At 32.7% G+C, this 19157-nt stretch carries 19 protein-coding genes and 2 tRNA genes; 8 read left to right on the top strand and 13 right to left on the bottom strand.

All coding sequences use genetic code 11. The features are described from left to right. Positions 1 to 47 precede the first annotated feature (47 nt). From rpmI to ABJM36_RS01125, 3 genes are all read left to right on the top strand, one after another. The gene (gene rpmI / locus ABJM36_RS01135; RefSeq protein ID WP_067150881.1) at positions 48 to 245 is read left to right on the top strand and encodes a 50S ribosomal protein L35; all 198 of its coding nucleotides are present in this window, start codon (positions 48 to 50) and stop codon (positions 243 to 245) included. 99 nt (positions 246 to 344) lie between these two features. Further along, the gene (gene rplT / locus ABJM36_RS01130; RefSeq protein WP_092853079.1) at positions 345 to 689 is read left to right on the top strand and encodes a 50S ribosomal protein L20; all 345 of its coding nucleotides are present in this window, start codon (positions 345 to 347) and stop codon (positions 687 to 689) included. Between the two features lie 155 nt (positions 690 to 844). Continuing rightward, positions 845 to 1654, top strand: a complete 810-nt coding sequence (locus ABJM36_RS01125) for an HAD family hydrolase (protein ID WP_348448300.1) — start codon at positions 845 to 847, stop codon at positions 1652 to 1654. Here ABJM36_RS01125 and ABJM36_RS01120 read toward each other — a convergent pair. The 8 genes from ABJM36_RS01120 to tgt form a co-directional block, all read right to left on the bottom strand. Next, complete coding sequence (locus ABJM36_RS01120) at positions 1651 to 2073, bottom strand: secondary thiamine-phosphate synthase enzyme YjbQ (RefSeq protein WP_348448298.1); 423 nt, start codon at positions 2071 to 2073, stop codon at positions 1651 to 1653. The two genes, ABJM36_RS01125 and ABJM36_RS01120, sit on opposite strands and share 4 nt — an antisense overlap. Positions 2074 to 2088: 15 nt before the next feature. Next, positions 2089 to 2367 carry an EF-hand domain-containing protein gene (locus tag ABJM36_RS01115; protein WP_348448296.1) on the bottom strand — a complete coding sequence of 93 codons (279 nt, stop codon included), beginning with the start codon at positions 2365 to 2367 and terminating at the stop codon, positions 2089 to 2091. 26 nt (positions 2368 to 2393) lie between these two features. Then, complete coding sequence (locus ABJM36_RS01110; RefSeq protein ID WP_348448294.1) at positions 2394 to 3650, bottom strand: asparagine synthetase B; 1257 nt, start codon at positions 3648 to 3650, stop codon at positions 2394 to 2396. Between the two features lie 169 nt (positions 3651 to 3819). Continuing rightward, a complete protein-coding gene (dnaB, locus tag ABJM36_RS01105; protein ID WP_348448292.1) occupies positions 3820 to 5361 on the bottom strand; it encodes a replicative DNA helicase in 1542 nt (513 codons plus the stop codon). A gap of 168 nt (positions 5362 to 5529) precedes the next feature. Next, a complete protein-coding gene (locus tag ABJM36_RS01100) occupies positions 5530 to 6483 on the bottom strand; it encodes an acetyl-CoA carboxylase carboxyltransferase subunit alpha (RefSeq protein WP_348448290.1) in 954 nt (317 codons plus the stop codon). Positions 6484 to 6552: 69 nt separating this feature from the next. Further along, positions 6553 to 7449 carry a DMT family transporter gene (locus ABJM36_RS01095; protein ID WP_348448288.1) on the bottom strand — a complete coding sequence of 299 codons (897 nt, stop codon included), beginning with the start codon at positions 7447 to 7449 and terminating at the stop codon, positions 6553 to 6555. Next, on the bottom strand, positions 7436 to 8512 hold the full coding sequence (locus ABJM36_RS01090; protein WP_348448286.1) for an LptF/LptG family permease: 1077 nt from the start codon (positions 8510 to 8512) through the stop codon (positions 7436 to 7438). Before ABJM36_RS01090 ends, ABJM36_RS01095 begins: the two co-directional genes overlap by 14 nt. Positions 8513 to 8577: 65 nt before the next feature. Next, positions 8578 to 9708, bottom strand: a complete 1131-nt coding sequence (gene tgt, locus ABJM36_RS01085; RefSeq protein ID WP_348448284.1) for a tRNA guanosine(34) transglycosylase Tgt — start codon at positions 9706 to 9708, stop codon at positions 8578 to 8580. Positions 9709 to 9932: 224 nt separating this feature from the next. Between tgt and ABJM36_RS01080 the strand changes: the two genes are divergently transcribed. After that, positions 9933 to 10568: an outer membrane beta-barrel protein gene (locus ABJM36_RS01080; protein ID WP_348448282.1), complete on the top strand. Its 636-nt coding sequence runs from the start codon at positions 9933 to 9935 to the stop codon at positions 10566 to 10568. Positions 10569 to 10646: 78 nt separating this feature from the next. Here ABJM36_RS01080 and ABJM36_RS01075 read toward each other — a convergent pair whose 3' ends face one another. Further along, positions 10647 to 11750 (bottom strand): FKBP-type peptidyl-prolyl cis-trans isomerase, encoded by a 1104-nt coding sequence (locus ABJM36_RS01075; protein WP_348448280.1) that lies wholly within the window; start codon positions 11748 to 11750, stop codon positions 10647 to 10649. Positions 11751 to 11833: 83 nt separating this feature from the next. On the opposite strand from ABJM36_RS01075, the gene ABJM36_RS01070 reads away from it, so the two are divergent. Both ABJM36_RS01070 and ABJM36_RS01065 read left to right on the top strand, forming a co-directional pair. Continuing rightward, entirely contained in the window at positions 11834 to 12217 is a 384-nt protein-coding gene (locus ABJM36_RS01070; protein ID WP_348448278.1) for a S4 domain-containing protein, read from the top strand. A 104-nt stretch (positions 12218 to 12321) separates the two neighbouring features. Then, positions 12322 to 12825: a phosphoribosyltransferase domain-containing protein gene (locus ABJM36_RS01065; protein ID WP_348448276.1), complete on the top strand. Its 504-nt coding sequence runs from the start codon at positions 12322 to 12324 to the stop codon at positions 12823 to 12825. On the opposite strand, the gene ABJM36_RS01060 is transcribed toward ABJM36_RS01065, so the two are convergent. Continuing rightward, the gene (locus ABJM36_RS01060; RefSeq protein WP_348448274.1) at positions 12817 to 13338 is read right to left on the bottom strand and encodes a shikimate kinase; all 522 of its coding nucleotides are present in this window, start codon (positions 13336 to 13338) and stop codon (positions 12817 to 12819) included. The genes ABJM36_RS01065 and ABJM36_RS01060 overlap by 9 nt on opposite strands. Positions 13339 to 13486: 148 nt before the next feature. Here ABJM36_RS01060 and ABJM36_RS01055 point away from each other — a divergent pair. Continuing rightward, a tRNA-Lys gene (locus tag ABJM36_RS01055) sits at positions 13487 to 13559 on the top strand. Between the two features lie 253 nt (positions 13560 to 13812). Next, positions 13813 to 13885, top strand: a tRNA-Lys gene (locus ABJM36_RS01050). Between the two features lie 372 nt (positions 13886 to 14257). Here ABJM36_RS01050 and ABJM36_RS01045 read toward each other — a convergent pair. The 3 genes from ABJM36_RS01045 to ABJM36_RS01035 form a co-directional block, all read right to left on the bottom strand. Next, a complete protein-coding gene (locus ABJM36_RS01045; RefSeq protein WP_348448272.1) occupies positions 14258 to 14488 on the bottom strand; it encodes a hypothetical protein in 231 nt (76 codons plus the stop codon). A gap of 771 nt (positions 14489 to 15259) precedes the next feature. Continuing rightward, positions 15260 to 17488, bottom strand: coding sequence for a GH92 family glycosyl hydrolase (locus ABJM36_RS01040; protein WP_348448270.1), 2229 nt, complete (start codon positions 17486 to 17488; stop codon positions 15260 to 15262). Next, positions 17489 to 19147 (bottom strand): hypothetical protein, encoded by a 1659-nt coding sequence (locus ABJM36_RS01035; protein ID WP_348448268.1) that lies wholly within the window; start codon positions 19145 to 19147, stop codon positions 17489 to 17491. Between the last annotated feature and the right edge of the window lie 10 nt (positions 19148 to 19157).

Genomic DNA, 19157 nt, shown 5'->3' with positions numbered 1-19157 from the left:
CAGCACTAAAATAATTAAGCGAAATAATTAAAAACTAGGAAAAGAAAATGCCTAAAATGAAAACAAAATCTAGTGCCAAAAAGCGTTTCAAGCTTACAGGTACTGGTAAGATTAAAAGAAAGCACGCTTTTAAGAGTCACATCTTAACAAAGAAGTCTAAAAAGCGTAAGCTTAAGTTAACTCATGATGGTTTAGTACATAAAGCAGATGAGGATAACATTAAAACAATGATGCGTTTAAAGTAACATTCGTTTTAATCGGTTAAAACAATTAATAAACCCTGGAGTTAGGCTCAATTAAAAGTGTCATTTATTTGACCGCCTACTACAAAACACATTTAAATTATGCCAAGATCAGTAAATTCTGTAGCCAAAAGAGCCAGAAGAAAAAAGGTGCTTAAACAAGCAAAAGGTTACTTTGGAAGACGTAAAAACGTTTGGACAGTAGCAAAAAATGCGGTTGACAAAGCGATGCAATACTCGTATAGAGACCGTAGAGCAAAAAAGAGAACATTCCGTGCATTATGGATTACGCGTATTAACGCTGGAGCCAGATTACATGGTTTATCTTATTCTCAATTTATGGGGAAATTAAAAGCTAATGAAATTGAATTAAACCGTAAGGTTTTAGCAGATTTAGCTATGAATAACCCTGAGGCCTTTAAAGCCGTAGTTGATAAAGTAAAATAAGGCGCTTAGCCTATTGTAAAACATATTATTCGCTTAATAAGAAATCCGATTCGTAAGAATCGGATTTTTTTGTTGTTATATTAGTTCTCCATATTTCTATTCTAAAAAAAATCAATCGAACTAAAAAAATATCCTAATTTTTAATAAAATACCCTATGGATTTATCGAACATTAAACTTGTTGTTACCGATTTAGATGGCACTTTACTTAACTCTAACCATGAAGTTAGCCCTTTATTTTTTGAATTATTTGAATCTTTAAAACAACATAACATTTTGTTTGTAGCAGCAAGTGGAAGACCATCTTACAGCATTACAGAAAAGCTACATACTATAAAAGATGATATTATTATTGTTGCCGAAAATGGCGGTATGGTTATTAGTAAGGACAAGCTTTTACTATCTACTCCAATAGACACTACTAATTTAATGGATATAGTAAAATTGATAGATGATAACAACCACGTTCATCCTGTTTATTGTACAGCATCAAAAGCTTATTTTAGTAAAAAATCTATATCGAATGGATTACTACATACCTTACAAGAGTATTATCCTAAGTATTCGATAATTGAAGACATAAAAGACATTAAAGAGGACATCATAAAAATTGCCTTATACCATTCTGAAGATTCTGAAAAACATATATATCCCTTATTTAAACCTTTTGAGTCTCAGTATAAAATAAAAGTATCTGGTAAAAACTGGGTTGACATATCGGATGAATTGGCAAATAAAGGACATGCCATAAACATGTTACAGGAAAATTATAATATCACGGAAGATGAAACATTAATATTTGGCGATTATAATAATGATATTGAAATGCTAAAACTAGCTACTTATAGTTTTGCCATGGAAAATGCTCATGATAATGTGTTAGCTATAGCCAATCACAAGACTAAAAGTAACGATGATTTTGGTGTAGAATACATTTTAGATAAGCTTATAAAAGCTAAACTTTAAGTTCCGTACGCTGTAATTACCAAATTTCTTGATCCACCATAATCACGATGTTCACATAAATAAATACCTTGCCAAATACCTAAATTGGGTTTTCCGTTGGTAATAGGTATTTGTACCGACGTATTTAGTAATGATGCTTTAATATGCGCAGGCATATCATCCGGACCTTCATAAGTGTGTTTGTAATATGGTGCATTTTCAGGAACCATTTTATTAAAATGACTTTCAAAATCTAACCTTACAGTGTAATCTGCATTTTCGTTAATGGTTAAACTAGCCGATGTATGCTTTATAAACACCTGCATTTGCCCTATTTTAATTTGCTTAATTTCGGGAATAGCATTTAAAATTTCATCTGTAATTAAATGAAACCCTCTACTAAACGGTTTTAGTTTTAACTCCTTTTGGAACCAATTCATATTCGCAACAAAAAATTAATCAATATCTTTTGCCATTTCTGCTAGTGCTTTTTTAAATTCTTTCCAATCTATCTCACCATCTCCATCTTTATCATAACCATTAATAAGTGTTGATCCAACCAAACCACGAATGAAACCACTAATTTCTGCTTCCTTTAAAAGCTTTACGATTTCACTTTTAGATAATTTACCATCTCCATTTTTATCAAAGAAGTTAAAAGCAGCTTGTGGAGAATCGAAATGCTTAGTTAAAACGATTTGTATTTTTTTTATGATTGCTTTTTTAGATGCCATAGTAAATTAGTTGTTTGTTGAAAAAATTAAGTTTTTTGCTTCTTCTTTTTGGCTGCAGGAAATAAAACATTGTTTAGTATAAGCCTGTAACCAGGTGAAGTTGGATGTAAATCTAATTCCGTTTTAGCATCGCCTACCCTATGTTGGTAATCTTCTGGATCATGACCTCCATAAAAAGTGAAAAATCCTTTTCCTTTTATACCATGAATGTATTTGGCTTCACCATTTATTTTAGTTTCACCAAGTACAAGTACGTTGGATTTTATTTCCTCTCTAGTAAAAGATGTGGTTTGTCCCATAAAACCTTTTACTAATGCCGTATGGTTTTGACATAACATGGTTGGTATTGGGTCCCATTTGGCCGAAAATTCCATTAAAGAAAAGTAATCGGTTGTTTTAGGAATCTTACGTTTCCTCGTCATATCAATAGATGAAAACTCATAAACTTTAGGGTTTCGTTCTAAAATATAATTTGTAAATGCAAAGGTTTTACCAAAATCAATTTTGTTTTGATAGCCAGCATCACTGCCATCCCCATCAAACATAGGTTCACAGATATCAATGCCTTCGGCTGATAAAGCAATATCAAAACTATCAGTGGCACTACACATGGCAAACATAAAGCCGCCACCCACAACATAATCTCTAATTTTTAATGCTACGGCTAACTTTTCATCCGAAACTTTACTATATCCTAATTTTTCAGCCAAAGCTTCAGCAGCTTTCTTCTCTTCAATGTACCATGAAGAAGCTCTATATTGCGCATAGAATTTACCGTATTGCCCTGTAAAATCTTCATGGTGAAGGTGCAACCAATCGAAAAGTAATAAACCATCGTTTAAAACTTCTTCATCATAAACCGTTTCATAAGGAATTTCCGCATATTTTAAAACCATGGTTACGGCATCATCCCAAGGTTGCTTACCATTTGGTGTGTATACAGCAATTTTTGGAGCTTTTTCTAAAACCACCGCTTCCATGTTTTGACTAGGACTAGCTATTTCTTCTAAAATTTGTTCTGCTTTTGCATTAGATAGCACCTCGAAAGACACGCCTCTAATTTGACATTCGCGTTGAATAGCTTCAGTATCTGGTAACAAAAAAGAACCGCCTTTAAAGTTAAGTAGCCATTTTACCTTTAGCTGTTTATTGAGTGTCCAATACGTTATTCCGTATGCTTTCAGGTGATTTTTTTGACTTTCTACATCCATAGGAATAAGGATGTAAGACGCAAACATTTGCGTAGAACAGAATAATATTAATATGAATAGGGCTTTCTTCATAGGTTGAAAGATACTCAAAAAATATGCCTGATTAAAAATTTTATAAAAATATTAGATATTAAAAAACACCCTTATGGCCATTAGCATAGGTTTATAGAATGAACACAAGTTCTCCTTATAAAAAAAGGGCAGGCATTTTAATTTATTTTCAATTTAAGGTCATTGATAATTAAAAAGGCACTTCATTATCATCGTCATCATTAAACGAGCTTCCAAAAGCTTGATCTGGACTAGCCGTAAAATTATCGGTTTTAAAAGTATCATCGTTGGCAGCAGCATTCATTTTAGAATGAAACTCAAAAGGCGAATCAAAATCTTCAAGATTATCAAATTTACCTAAGTGACCAATAAACTTTAAACGAATATTTTCTAATCCACCATTACGGTGTTTAGCAACAATAAATTCTGCTTGACCCTCGGTTGGCGAACGCTCTTCATCATCCCATTCATCAATTTTATAATATTCCGGTCTAAATATAAAACTAACAATATCGGCATCTTGCTCGATTGCCCCAGATTCACGTAAATCTGAAAGTAACGGGCGTTTACTTCCTCCACGAGTTTCAACAGCACGCGATAACTGCGATAGCGCAATAACTGGAACCATAAGTTCTTTAGCTAAGGCTTTAAGGTTTCGAGAAATCATGGATATTTCTTGCTCACGGTTACCTCCATGGTTACTACCACCAGTCATTAACTGCAAATAATCAATCATGATTAATTTAATACCATGTTGCGAGGATAATCGGCGTGCTTTTGCTCTTAAATCGAAAATAGAAAGTGATGGTGTATCATCAATAAACAATGGTGCTTTTTCCAAGCCCTTAACCTTTACGTTAAGTTGTTCCCATTCGTGTTTTTCAAGTTTACCTGTTCTTAATTTTTCGGAAGAGAGACCTGTTTCACTTGAAATTAAACGAGTAATTAACTGTACAGAAGCCATCTCTAACGAGAAAAAAGCTACTGGCATATTTTGATCTACAGCAATATTTCTGGCCATAGATAAGGTTAATGCTGTTTTACCCATACCAGGACGCGCAGCAATAATAATTAAATCTGAAGGTTGCCAACCAGAGGTTAATTTATCTAATTTATTAAACCCTGTTGGTATACCACTTAATCCTTCTTTATTTGAAATTTCTTCAATTTTCTTTTTAGCCTGAATTACTAAATCTTGGGCAGTTTCACTAGACTTTTTAATATTACCTTGTGTAACTTCATATAACTTAGACTCCGCCTGATCTAATAAATCGAAGACATCCTTTGTTTCATCGTAAGCCTCTTCAATAATTTCACTAGAAATTTTTATTAAACTACGTTGAATATACTTCTGTAAAATAATACGTGCATGAAACTCGATATGCGCAGAAGATGAGACCTTTTGAGTTAAAGAAATTAGATAAAAATCGCCACCCGACAATTCTAGTTTTGCGTTTTTCTTTAACTGGGTTGAAACGGTTAATAAGTCGACCGGTTCGCTATTTTCGAATAACTGAAAAATAGCTTCAAAAATATGCTGGTGAGCTTCTTTATAAAATGCCTCTGCACTTAAAATATCGATTACTTCATCAACACCTTTTTTATCAATCATCATCGCACCTAACACAACCTCCTCTAAATCAAGTGCTTGAGGTGGTATTTTACCCTTTTCGAGGTTGATAATGGTACTTTTATCAACTTTATAGCCTTGTATATTATTAGGTTGTTTCATAACAGCGAAAGTAGTTAAAAAGAAAATGGTTTTGGTAAATATTCGTATTTCAATGTTCACCACTCGTTAACAATTGAACTGTTAATAAGTAATAAATATTGTGAATAAGCATAAAAAAACTGAAGTTAGGCACCTCAGTTTTTTTCTAAAAGTTTTGAATTAAAATTATTAGTCTTTATATACTCCCATTTGAGCATATTTATCCATACGTTGTGCAACTAAATCTTCTGGTGATAACTCTTTTAGCTCATTATAATTTTTTACAATGGCGTCGCTAACAGATTTAAATGTTTTAGCTCTGTCTCTATGGGCACCTCCTAATGGTTCTTTAATAATGCCATCAACTAACTTAAGTCTTTTCATATCTGTAGCAGTTAATTTTAAGGCTTCAGCTGCTTGTTCCTTATATTCCCAACTTCTCCATAAAATAGAAGAACAGGATTCAGGAGAAATTACAGAGTACCACGTGTTTTCCAACATTAAAACTCTATCTCCAACACCTATACCTAAAGCACCTCCTGATGCTCCTTCTCCTATAACAATAGTTATTACAGGAACCTTAAGGCGTGTCATTTCTAAAATATTTCTAGCAATGGCTTCTCCCTGTCCGCGCTCTTCAGCTTCTAAACCAGGATATGCACCGGGAGTATCTAAAAGCGTAACAACAGGAATACCAAATTTTTCGGCAGACTTCATTAAGCGTAGTGCTTTTCTATAGCCTTCAGGATTTGCCATCCCAAAATTTCTATATTGTCTGGTTTTAGTATTAAACCCTTTTTGCTGACCAATAAACATAAAACTTTGGTCTCCAATTTTACCTAAACCACCAATCATAGCTTTATCGTCTTTAAAGCTTCGGTCTCCGTGTAATTCTAAAAAAGAACTTCCACAAATGGCTTTAATATGATCTAAAGTATATGGGCGTTCTGGATGGCGGGACAATTGTACACGTTGCCAAGGTGTTATGTTTTTATAAATTTCTTTTTGAGTAGCTGCTAACTTCTTTTCTATCTGTTTACAAGTTTCTGTAACATCAACTTCACTTTCATCTCCAATGACCTTACACTTTTGTAACTGGTCCTCTAGTTCTTTAATTGGCAATTCAAATTCTAAATATTCCATAAGAATTTCTTTTTTGGCTATTAGCATTAGTTAGGAGGCAAATATAAAAACTTTAATTTTGTTTAAGGGCTAAGACGTCTTTCTTTTTAACTTTTTACTGTTTTTAAGTATCCCATTTAAAAGCACAACACTTAGAATTACAAACGCACCATAGTAAAACGATGCACTCATTTTTTCCTTTTCTGGAAATAAAATAAAGGCCATTGCTATACCATAAACAGGCTCTAAATTATACGTTAACACCACTGTATAAGGACTTATGCTTTTCATAATATACACAGAAGCAATAAAGGCATAAGCCGTACATATGGAAGCTAATATAAATAAACTCCAAAAATCCGATTCACTTAAATTAAAGAAATCCTTAGAAAAGCCACCACCAAATAACAAGATATAAATACTAATAAATGCTACCCCACTAATAAACTCGTAAAACGAAATAACCGTAGCTGAATGTCTTTTTAAAAAATGACCATTAAGAACGGCAAATAATGAAGATAAAAAGGCCGATAATATGCCTAAGATAATTCCTGTAAGATATTTTATTTCACTTTGGGTAATAATAAATACGCCTAAAATAACAATTATCCCAAACAGAATTTCATACCAAATAATGGAACGCTTGTAAATTATAGGTTCAATAAGTGATGCAAAAAAAGCCCCCGTAGAAAACATGGCTAAAGTTATAGATATATTGGACTCATCGATGGCTCCAAAAAAAGTAATCCAATGTAGTGCAATAATAACTCCAGCTATAGATAGTTTTAAAATAGATTTTAAAGTAATAATCAATTTAACCTTAACTATTAAAACATAAAGAAAAATTAAAACAGTAGCCATTACCATTCTAAACCATACCAACGGGATAGCTGTAATGGTAATTATTTCACCTAAAATAGCAGTAAAACCTGCTATAAAAACTAGAAGGTGAAGATGCAGGAAGTTTTTTAATTTATCGCTTAGCATTATACAACATATATGCTGCTAAAATACCAAATAAGATGTTAGGAAACCATACCGCAATGATGGGATTGAAGTCGGACTGCTCTGCCATAACACCAAATATTTTATCGAAAAAAACAAAAACCATGGCTATACAAATACCTATGGCTAAATTAACACCCATTCCGCCTCGTCGCTTTTTTGAAGAAACCGCCAAAGCGATAATAGTTAAAATGAAAACAGAAACTGGCAAACTCCATTTTCTATATAAAACCAACTTAAAACGCCCTACGTTTGACGACCCTCTTGCTTCCTCTTTATCAATAAACTCTTTGAGTTCGCCATACATTTTAGTTTCGGCAGCATAAATTTCTGGGATTAACTCATCAACATCAAAAGCGAATAGCGTATCTTTTCTTCTTAATATTTCAATTTCATCTTCATGCTCACCAATATCTCTTTTCACATAATTTGTTAATCTATAAATAGTATCCTTAGGAATATATCTAATATTACTAGCTGTAATTTTAGATTTTAATTTATTGTCTTTAAAATGTTCTAAACTAAAGTTATTACCTACTTTATTTTTAACATTAAAATTACTAACATAAATAATTTCGTTGTCATTAATTTGTCTAAATACATTGGTGTTTTCAACAGCACTCCTTCCTTTTTTGAAGTATTTATAACTAAAATCATTAAACCCTTCACTAGCTTTCGGAGCTAAAAACAGGCCTAAAATTATTGAAAAAATGGCAACTATAGCAGCACCAATTAAATACGGTCTTAAAAACCGTGAAAAGGATACACCAGAACTTAAAAAAGCAATAACTTCGGTATTATTAGCTAGTTTTGATGTAAACCAAATTACCGAAATAAATAGAAAAAGGGGGAAAAGTAAATAACTAAAGTAAATAGTAAAGTCCAATAGATATGCCATTACCTCGCCAAAAGGCACTTCGTTTTCAAGAATTTTACCAATTTTTTCGGCAAGGTGAACCGTTATCATTATAGGTATAAACAATAATAATAACATGGTAAAAGTAAACAAATACCGTTTTAATATGTACCAATCTAGTATTTTCATTTTTCGCTTTCCTTCAAAAATAAAGGTTATTAATACCGTTCAAAAAATTAATATCTGTTTATGTTTTACAAACGGTTATCCATTTGTTTAACCATTTTATCTTTCCAGGTTCTAAAATCTCCAGCTAATATATGTTTTCTAGCTTCGCGAACCAACCATAAATAAAATCCTAGATTATGAATTGTTGCTATTTGCTTACCTAACAACTCGTTTACAGTAAACAAATGTCTTAAATAGGCTTTACTATATTCGGTATCCACAAATGTAATTCCCATTTCATCAATAGGAGAAAAATCGTCTGCCCATTTTAAATTTTTAATATTTATGCTTCCATGTGCCGTAAACAGCATACCGTTTCTAGCATTACGTGTTGGCATAACACAATCAAACATATCTACACCTAACGCAATATTTTCTAAAATATTGATTGGTGTTCCTACGCCCATTAAATATCTTGGTTTTTCTTCTGGTAAAATAGAACACACCACATCGGTCATGGCATACATTTCTTCTGCTGGCTCGCCTACTGAAAGTCCTCCAATGGCATTACCTACAGCGCCCGAATTGGCAATGTATTCTGCAGATTGTTTTCGTAAATCTGTATACGTACTTCCCTGAACAATAGGAAAAAAAGCTTGATTATAATCGTATTTTAAAGGTGTCTTTTCTAAATGATTAATACATCTATCTAACCAACGATGCGTCATGTGCATGGAGCGCTTTGCATAGTTATAATCGCAAGGATATGGCGTACACTCATCAAATGCCATAATTATATCTGCTCCAATAGACCGTTGAATTTCCATAACATTTTCTGGGGTAAAGGTATGGTAGCTCCCATCTATATGTGATTTAAACTTAACACCTTCTTCCTTTATTTTTCTATTAGCTGATAAAGAATAGACTTGGTAGCCTCCAGAATCGGTTAAAATATTTCTATCCCAATTCATAAATTTATGAAGCCCTCCGGCTTTTTCAATAATATGAGTTTGAGGTCGCAAATACAAATGATAGGTATTTCCTAAAATAATATCCGGATTAATTTCTTCCTTCAACTCCCGTTGATGTACCCCTTTTACTGTTGCTACAGTACCTACAGGCATAAAAATAGGTGTTTCAATAACACCATGATCTGTAGTTAATTTTCCTGCCCTAGCTTTACTTTGAGCGTCTTTTGCTATTAATTCAAATTTCATTATTTCAACAGTATAAGGCGGCAAAGATATAGAATACCCTTTACCAAATAAAATAAGTCTAATAATTTGTTTTTATTTAATGACATGTATTAATAATATTTTATCCGCTAATAAAAACATGAATATAAATTACTAAAAAACCCAAAATGATGACATGAAAAGAAAATAAATTACTTTTGGCAACGTTTTTGTTATTGTTAATGAAATCTAAAAAAATGAACATTATGAAAAGTTTACAAAATTTTCACAAACACTTTAAAAGTTATGGTGGCGTGAGTACAAATTTATTTTTACTATTAATTATTGCCTTTGCAATACCAATGACATCAATGGCCCAAACACAACAAGGAGTTGGCATAAAAGGTGGATTAAATTACAATGCCAATGGTGATTATTTTGAATCTATTAATGATAATTATCGCAACCCTGATAGAAACGTAGGTTATCACATTGGCTTATTTGGTAAAATTGGAGATGATATTTATTTTAGACCAGAAGTAGTTTTTACAAGTACCAAAAGTGATTATGATGATGATAGTTTTGAAATGCAAAAACTAGACGCTCCACTTATGGTTGGTGTAAAAGTTTTAGGTCCACTTAGTGTATTTGGTGGCCCATCATTACAATACATTTTGGATACAGAATTTGATGGTATTGCTATTGATAATGTAGAAGAAGATTTTTCGGTTGGTTTAAACTTTGGTATAGGACTAAACTTTAAAAAACTAGGCATCGATTTAAGATATGAGCGTGGTTTTAGCGAAAACGAAGCCACATTTTTAGGAAATAATGGTGCTAACGTAGATCGTTTAGATACCAGACCAGATCAATTAATATTAAGTTTATCGCTATTACTATAAAAATTGGTATTCTAATATAAAATAAAAAAACCTCGCTAAAGCGAGGTTTTTTTATTTTATAAAGTGTTATTGTTTTTTTTAGTAATCGTCTGTATTATTTACTTCTATAATATCTGCATCTAAATAATCTCCAATACTATCACCATTATAATCTACAATTTTTAAAGTTTTAATGGTAATTACTCCATCGACTTCTGCTCTGCTTACTTCAAACTCTAATGTACTATCTAAAGTAGGCTCTACACCACCATTATTAGTATCTACTACATAAGTATTAGATTGTAACTCATCTCTTGTTAATACCCCATCGCCATCATCATCGGAATCGCTATAATTTGGAAAACCATCACCGTCAGTATCATCATCAGTTTCATCTGTTAAATCATCATAATTTACAGTGTATTCTCCATCGCTTCCTGCTGTGCCATCTTCTTTAAATAAATCTTCAAGGTAAGAAGGGATACCATCAAAATCATGATCGTTTTCAAAAGATTGTAACAAATCAAACTTAAAAACTAAAGGGGAATATGATGAAATATCCGTTGTTGCACCAGAAAAATAGCCTAATCCAGAAGGCAAAAACATAACACCCACTCCACGATTTGAGAAATTAACAACACCATCATCACCATCTGTAAAACCTTCTGCCACATTAAAATCTACAATAACCTTGCTCCAAGCTGGAATTAATGACGTTAAATCAAAATCTACAGGCGTAGTTGCACTGTCAAACACATTGCCATCTAAAGTAAATCCTTCATAACTAACACGAACGGTATCAGAAAAGTTTGGAGAATCGTCTCCTCCACCTTGATTTAATTTTAAAATATAAATTTTGTATTCAGTTTCTAAGTAATTAATTGTTTTTGTTATTAATGCTGATTCTGGAACATCTAACAAACTACCTAACAATGTATTTCCGTCTGGAACCGACTCTCCATCTAGAAGTTCTGTTATATTTAAATCTGCAATACTTGGGTTTGTATTAGAGTCTCCAAACGCACTAGAGTTATAGTAATGTCTTCCTAAATAATCAACTAACAAAGAATCGTCTACAATTTGTTGTTCTGTTCTATCATTAATTTCAATAGTTACAACTGTATCGTTGTCGTCGTCCTTCTTACAAGAAGAAAATATTAAAACAAAACTTAATATAAAAAAACCTATTTTTCTTAAACTCATTATTCCGTATTTTTGAGGCTGCAAGATACAATTTTAATATATTCTTGCACAACATTATTAACGCCCTTTAACACATTAATTATATGCGTGTAGATAAATATTTATGGTGTATTAGATATTATAAAACAAGAACAATTGCAACTACTGCCTGCAAAAAAGGACAGGTTAGGGTTAATGACGATGTTGTAAAACCAAGCCGTGAGGTTTATCCTTTAGATATTATTCAATTGAGGAAAGACCAAATAAATTATAAGATAAAGGTTAACGATATTCCAGAAAGCAGAGTTGGTGCAAAACTGGTAGACATTTACCGAACAGATATTACATCAAAAGAACAATTTGAAGCGAAGGAACTTTTAAAATACTCTAAAGACTATTATAGAAAAAAAGGAACTGGCAGACCTACTAAAAAAGATAGGCGCGATATTGATGATTATACGGATGAAACATCCTTAACTGATATTTAATCATTTATGATAATTTTATATAGATGTTAAATTTGACCACTATATAAAATATAAAAACAAATAAAAATGAGTAATTTTATCCTTTAATTAATATAAACCTAATTATGACAGTTAAGACTAATGTTATACTTAATCATAACGAAATTAACCATAAAATAAGACGTATTGCTTTTCAGATTTACGAAAGCAATGTTAATGAAAAAGAGGTTATTCTTGCTGGAATTGACAAGAATGGTTATGTATTTGCTAAAAAATTAAAAACTGTACTTCAAAAAATATCTGACATTAACCCTATACTTTGTAAAGTTAGTATTGATAAAAAACATCCTTGGCAAGAGGTAAAAACATCTATAAAAGAAGACGATTACAAAAACAAATCTATTGTATTGGTAGACGATGTTTTAAATTCTGGCACAACTTTAATTTACGGCGTAAAACATTTTTTAAATGTGCCTTTAAAACAATTTAAAACAGCTGTTTTGGTAAATAGAAACCATAAAAAATACCCTGTAAAAGCTGATTTTAAGGGTATTTCATTATCAACCTCGCTACATGAACATATAGACGTGGTTTTAGAAGGTAAAGTATTTAGTGCGGTTTTAGAATAGTTCTAGAATAATATCTTCGACAACCTCATCTTTAGTTTTATTATCAATTGCAACTTTAATTTCAGCTTGATTATAATATTGAGCGCGCTCAAACAAATGTTTACCTATAAACTCGGTCATCTCTTCTATAGTTTCTATATGGGCAATTAAAGGACGTTTAGCCTTTTTAAGCAACAGTTTATTAGCCAAGGTTGGTAAGGCAGCTTTTAAATAGATGCACTTAGCATTTTCAGCTGCTAAAATAACATCCATATTTCCGCTATAACAAGGGGTTCCTCCTCCAACAGATAAAATAGTATTGTTTTCAGATTGTAATAATGCTTTTAAATAATGTGCTTCCTGTTTTCTAAAATAGATTTCACCTTTGGTTTTAAATATCTCACTAACCGACATATTTTCCTTTTCTTCAATAAAATCATCTAAATCCAGAAAACTATAATTCATTTTTTTTGCAATTTTCTTTCCAATTGACGTCTTTCCAGATGCCATATACCCTATTAATATAATTATCATTTTTGCGTTATAAATTGATTATTAAAAACATACGTATTCCGAGTGCAAAAAAACAAAAATTTATTTAAAAAAACCCTTGTATAATTAAAAATAGATACTATATTTGCACCCGCTAACAGGAACACATGTTATGTTAGTTTGGAACAATGACCTGGTAGCTCAGTTGGTAGAGCATCTCCCTTTTAAGGAGAGGGTCCTGGGTTCGAGCCCCAGCCCGGTCACAATGAAAAGCCTGAAACTTTAGTTTCGGGCTTTTTTATTTTAGTACGCTTTTTTTTTTAAATTCTATCGAATTCTGGTTTATGAGATTTGTTTTTGACAACTTTTTCTTAATATTTATTCTGAAACCAAAAATTTTCATTGACCTAACACCCTTTTCCAAATATTGAAGTAAAAAATCCTTGTATAATTAAAAATAGGTACTATATTTGCACCCGCTAACAAAAACACATGTCATGTTAGTTATGAAATAATGACCTGGTAGCTCAGTTGGTAGAGCATCTCCCTTTTAAGGAGAGGGTCCTGGGTTCGAGCCCCAGCCCGGTCACAAAAAAAGCCTGAAACTAAAGTTTCAGGCTTTTTTGTTTTAGTATACTATTTTTTTTAATTAAAAAGTATTTAAGCTTTGAGTAAACGTTTTACTTACTGTTTATTCTGAAACTGAAGTTACCCCAGGACTAACATCCATTTCCCTATTTTGAAGTTTTTCCATCATTTTTTTGCACTAATTCAAGGTAATCTTTTGATAAATCTTCCTTTTCAGAAAGATCACTTTCTAATTTATAAAGTTAGTTTATCTTACCATTTTTCTTTTTATGAGATACTAATTTCCAGTTTCCGCTTCTAACAGCTCTTCTGTTAGTATAACTCCAATACAAATCTCTGTTTGGTTATGCTTTGTTATACAAAAGCATATTCTTTAAATTAACATCATCAACGCCCTATTTTTTAAGTTGCCATCGGCTAAATCGACAAAAGTTGGTAATAAATCCATTGTTACAACAGGTGTATTATTTGTAATAGCTCCCTTAATTTTTCCCGGATAACTAATTATTCCTGGAACCCGATGTCCGCCTTCATAAACCGCCAATATCTCCTCTACTTCCTGCTGCTCCATTATCTGAACAAAAAACAATAATAGTGTTTTCATATAGCCCTTCACTTTTAATAGTTTGCATAACCTTACCTACACATTGGTCCATAATTTCGATCATTTCTTTATAAATAACCTGAACACTATCCTGAGGAACCTTTTTTACCGTTTTGCTACTCCCCACATTTCTTACTGGGGCATCACCTCTACCTTGAATTGGAGAATGAGGCGCTTCTTTAGATAAGTATAAAAAGAAAAGTTTACCTGTTTTATTTAGATATAGTTTTTAATAAATTCTATAACATAGTTTGAAGTTAAATCGGTCGTATAGACTTCTTCATTATCTATTTTATTCTCTTTCTACCAATCTAGATGACCTTCTTGGTCTACATGGCTATTATAATCTATGTTTCCGCTTACAAACCCAATAAATGTATAAACCCTTGATGAATTGGATTAAAGGCTTCTCCGTATCCTAAATGTCATTTACCAAACATACCACAAGAATATCCTTCGTTTTTTAAAACCTCAGCCATAGTAAGTTCATCTAAACTTAAACCAACCTCCCCATGATTTTTGGCTATAATAACGCCCTCAACATCTTATTGTTGCTGATACCTTCCTGTCATTAATGCGGCTCTTGTTGGCTACAAACAGGTCCGTTTGCACGAAAATCCGTAAATCTAACACCTTCTTTAGCTAATTAATCTAAATTTGGTGTGCTCACTTTTGTACTTCCGAAACAAGATAATTCGCCATACCCCAAATCATCTGCCATGATAAGGGTGATATTTGGTTGCTTAGACACTTCTATATCGGTTGTCTTATTTATTTTTTTACTATTTGATTATTGGGCGTATTTCCTAATACAAAATGAAGCTTACCGCCTTGTAATATTTGTTTATGCGTAATGGTTAATTGAGGATAAGGCTTTCCATTTAAAGTAATCGCTTGAATATATTTGTTTTCTTTAGATTGATTTTCTGTACTTATTTCAAATTGCTTTCCGTTTTCCAAGTTAATTAAAGCGTTTTCAACGTATGGTGATGTTAAACTATACACCGCATCGGCTGGATTTATAGGATACATACCTATTGAAGAGAAAACTAACCATGCAGACATTTGTCCGCAATCTTCATTACCACAGTAACCATCTGGTTTAGTGCTGTACTGTGTTTCAATAATTTTACGAACCATACTTTGGGTTTTTGAGGGTTCGCCAATATTGTTATATAAGTATGCTACATGATGACTAGGCTCATTTCCGTGGGCGTATTGGCCAATCATTCCGGTACTAAAAATTGGTAATTTATCATTTGCTTCTGGATAATATGTAAACATAGAATCTAATTTAACGGCAAATTGTTCTTTTCCAACAGCTTCCTCTAACCCGTCAATATCATGCGGTACAAACCAGAAATACTGCCAACCGTTACTTTCACAAAACTCTTTGGTATAAGCTTTAGCTGAAAAAGGGCTTACAAACTGACCTTCTTCATCTTTTGGACGAAAAAATGTAGATTTAGTATCGTATAAATTTTTCCAGTTATTAGCTCGTTTAGTGAACGTTTTTGCAATAGCTTCTGCTCCTAGTGCTTTAGCAAATTCAGCAATGCACCAATCGTTATACGCATATTCCAGTGTTTTTGAAACAGACCAATTTTCATGATGCTCTCCCGTTGGCACATAGCCTAATGTTTTGTAAACATCAATTTGTCTACCATTTTCATTTGCTGACGCCACACAAGCCTCTAACGCTTTTTCTGCATTCATAGGTATACCTTTAAAATAAGCATCTACAATTACGGGAACAGCGTGGTAACCAATCATCATATTAGTTTCGTTTCCTGCTAAAGACCAAACGGGTAATAAACCTGTTTCGTCGTAGTGCGATAAAAATGATTTTATCATATCTTCTGTTTCCTTAGGCGCAATAATAGTGTATAACGGGTGTGTTGCTCTAAAGGTATCCCACAAAGAAAACGTATCGTACTTGTTGTACCCTTTCGCTATGTGGTTTTTACCATCGGCTCCCTTATAAGCACCATCTATATCACTATGTAACGAAGGTGTTAAAAACACATGATACAAATTGGTATAGAATAATTCTTTTTGAGCATCGGTGCCTTGAACATCAATTTTAGAAAGATATTTTTCCCAAACCGAATCGGCTTCATTAACTATTTTTTCAAAATCCCAATGCGGTAATTCGGCTGCTAAATTGTTTCTTGCACCGTCAATACTTGCTGAAGAAAGAGCCACTTTAACCTTTATTTTTTCATGGTCTGAAGTTTTATAATGCGCTATTATTTTCGTAAACTGACCTTGAACTGTTTTCTCTTGAATTTCTTCAGTATTATTAAACAATTGTGCCGTATCAAAAGGCTTTGAAAATTGCATAACAAAATACACACGTTGGTCTGCTGCCCATCCTTTAGATTTTCTGTAACCAACAATAGTTTGATTATCTTCAATAGTAATTTTTGTTTCCATGGGCTTGTCCCAATTTAAACTATATCCTAAGTCTAAAATAATCTGACTTTTATCGTCCTTTGGAAATGTATATTGATGAAAACCTACCCGTTTAGTTGTTGTTAATTCAGCCTTTATTCCTGAGCTTAATAAATCAACTGAATAATAGCCCGGACTTGCTTCTTCTTTATCATGAGAAAATTTTGAATAGGGTCTGTAGGCACCTTCAGGCGTTAAACTCTCTGTAAATTTACTATTTAAAGGCATGACCAATAAATCGTACATATCGCCAGCTCCAGTACCAGACAGATGGGTATGGCTAAATCCTGCTATTGTAGAATCTGGGTAAAAATAACCCGCAATTCTATCCCACCCTGGCAAACCGTTATCTGGACTTAATTGTACCATACCAAACGGCACAACCGCACCTGGATAAGTATTTCCTGGCCCATCCGTACCTGTAAAAGTATTAACGTAACTGGTGAGTTTTTTTTTAGAAGCCTTACTTTCTTCCTGTTTATTATCTTCCTTACAGGATGTTATTCCAAAACATAATACGAGTAATAAAAAGCTATAATATTTCATTTATTTTCTCAATTTATTGACTTTGACACCTGCATTATTGGCAATATGTCTTTTATAATCCTCGGTGTACAATGTTGCAATTGTACTGTATTCTTCGGCTAATTTATTATAATCTGCCCAAGCTTTATCATAAGCATTAATCCACTTTTTAACAGCTTTAGTATTTCCGTTATCATGGGCATATTTCATATATACTAAAGTTCTGTATATTTTGTATAATTTAAAACCGTACTCTGCAGAACCAATAGCATGATTTGTAGTTTCATCATTTTGCCAATCAATAGATTTTGCTAATTTCACGATTTGTTTCCATTTAGCAATAGACTCATCTTTTTGAGCTAAATTTCTCTTCTGCTCTGTTTCACCTTTTACCACCATTGGCCATGCAATACCTTGATCTCTTGTCCACCACGGATTCATATCTCTATACGTACTATTTCTACCTCTAACAACAGCTTCAGCAGATAGTAAACATAACTTTCTAAATTTAGCAACATCATCACCTTCTAACTGCAAACGTTCTGATGCATATCGATTAAAAATAAATTCTTCACTCCTATCCGTATTCTGTCCCCATTGAGCCATAACCCATGAGTTTAAATCACACCACATTTCATCTTTAATATAAGGACCATCCCATCCGCCTCCACGAGACCACGTCCAAACACCTGCATATAATTCGGGTTTAGTATCTACAAACTCTTGAATACTATTTATACGTTCTTCTGGCATTCTAGCATGCTCTTCAAAACCATTAATTACACCATTAGCAATGTAATTTGGGTACGCTCCTTTTCCTTCGTACTCTCGAGCAGACTGCACCTCAATAATTTGACGATGACGCCCTTGACCTATAACTTTACTAAAAGCATTTGATCTATGAAAATCACCTTCACAATGTTTTATACTTATAATTAAATTTTCATGAGGTTCTACAGCATGACTCACTTCCATATAATCATCTAACTTGGTATCAAAAGCGCCCCAAGTTCTAAAAATTAACTGTTTGTTTCTTTTTACACAAATTTCTTCTCTTAATATATTGATTAAAGGTGAAATTGTTTTTTCAGGATTTTTTTTATCTTCTATAGCCCCTAAATGGTATGGCGCATCATGTAAGTATGTTTCTCCTATTCGAACAACTAAACCATCAAGATCTGGAAACTGATCAAACATTTCATTAATTTGAGCACGGATTAATTTTTCAGTTAAAGGATCGTTAGGGTTTCCGAAGGTTTTTTCAATACCATATTTTGCAATTAATCGCTTAGGAAACAATACCAAATCCGACATAGCATAAATTGCCATATCTTCAGCTTTGCAAGCCGCATGCATTTTCTTTATTTGTGCTGCTTTTTCATCAACCCATTTACGGTCTTCTGAACCTTTTGGTAAAATATCCTTATCTACAGATTCCCAATTAATAGCTAAAGCAGGAGATTCAAACAGAAAATACACTTTACCATTATACCCCATTTCTTTCACAACCGCAGGATCATTATATTTAGAAACGTATGGTGTTTCACCAGGATTATGATGAACCATATCTAAAATTAAGGGATTGGCTTTGTTATTTTGTGCTCCAACATTAACACTAAAAATACTTATACATACTACACATGTTAAAATGATATGTTTACTTAAATTTAATGCCTTCATATTTTTTAAT

This window comes from Algibacter sp., assembly GCF_039977455.1.
GTDB lineage: Bacteria > Bacteroidota > Bacteroidia > Flavobacteriales > Flavobacteriaceae > Algibacter_B.
The sequence above is the reverse complement of the archived record's forward strand: the minus strand, read 5'-3'. Positions and strand labels throughout refer to the sequence as shown.

Bases quoted from the DNA above. Each gene is read 5' to 3' on its own strand.
- rpmI (WP_067150881.1), top strand. From the start codon at position 48: ATGCCTAAAATGAAAACAAAATCTAGTGCCAAAAAGCGTTTCAAGCTT.
- dnaB (WP_348448292.1), bottom strand. From the start codon at position 5,361: ATGAAACAACCTAATAATATACAAGGCTATAAAGTTGATAAAAGTACC.
- ABJM36_RS01075 (WP_348448280.1), bottom strand. From the start codon at position 11,750: ATGAGTTTAAGAAAAATAGGTTTTTTTATATTAAGTTTTGTTTTAATA.
- ABJM36_RS01060 (WP_348448274.1), bottom strand. From the start codon at position 13,338: ATGATAATTATATTAATAGGGTATATGGCATCTGGAAAGACGTCAATT.
- ABJM36_RS01125 (WP_348448300.1), top strand. From the start codon at position 845: ATGGATTTATCGAACATTAAACTTGTTGTTACCGATTTAGATGGCACT.
- tgt (WP_348448284.1), bottom strand. From the start codon at position 9,708: ATGAAATTTGAATTAATAGCAAAAGACGCTCAAAGTAAAGCTAGGGCA.
- ABJM36_RS01115 (WP_348448296.1), bottom strand. From the start codon at position 2,367: ATGGCATCTAAAAAAGCAATCATAAAAAAAATACAAATCGTTTTAACT.
- ABJM36_RS01065 (WP_348448276.1), top strand. From the start codon at position 12,322: ATGACAGTTAAGACTAATGTTATACTTAATCATAACGAAATTAACCAT.
- ABJM36_RS01095 (WP_348448288.1), bottom strand. From the start codon at position 7,449: ATGCTAAGCGATAAATTAAAAAACTTCCTGCATCTTCACCTTCTAGTT.
- ABJM36_RS01120 (WP_348448298.1), bottom strand. From the start codon at position 2,073: ATGAATTGGTTCCAAAAGGAGTTAAAACTAAAACCGTTTAGTAGAGGG.
- ABJM36_RS01090 (WP_348448286.1), bottom strand. From the start codon at position 8,512: ATGAAAATACTAGATTGGTACATATTAAAACGGTATTTGTTTACTTTT.
- rplT (WP_092853079.1), top strand. From the start codon at position 345: ATGCCAAGATCAGTAAATTCTGTAGCCAAAAGAGCCAGAAGAAAAAAG.
- ABJM36_RS01045 (WP_348448272.1), bottom strand. From the start codon at position 14,488: ATGAAAACACTATTATTGTTTTTTGTTCAGATAATGGAGCAGCAGGAA.
- ABJM36_RS01110 (WP_348448294.1), bottom strand. From the start codon at position 3,650: ATGAAGAAAGCCCTATTCATATTAATATTATTCTGTTCTACGCAAATG.
- ABJM36_RS01035 (WP_348448268.1), bottom strand. From the start codon at position 19,147: ATGAAGGCATTAAATTTAAGTAAACATATCATTTTAACATGTGTAGTA.
- ABJM36_RS01040 (WP_348448270.1), bottom strand. From the start codon at position 17,488: ATGAAATATTATAGCTTTTTATTACTCGTATTATGTTTTGGAATAACA.
- ABJM36_RS01070 (WP_348448278.1), top strand. From the start codon at position 11,834: ATGCGTGTAGATAAATATTTATGGTGTATTAGATATTATAAAACAAGA.
- ABJM36_RS01100 (WP_348448290.1), bottom strand. From the start codon at position 6,483: ATGGAATATTTAGAATTTGAATTGCCAATTAAAGAACTAGAGGACCAG.
- ABJM36_RS01080 (WP_348448282.1), top strand. From the start codon at position 9,933: ATGAAAAGTTTACAAAATTTTCACAAACACTTTAAAAGTTATGGTGGC.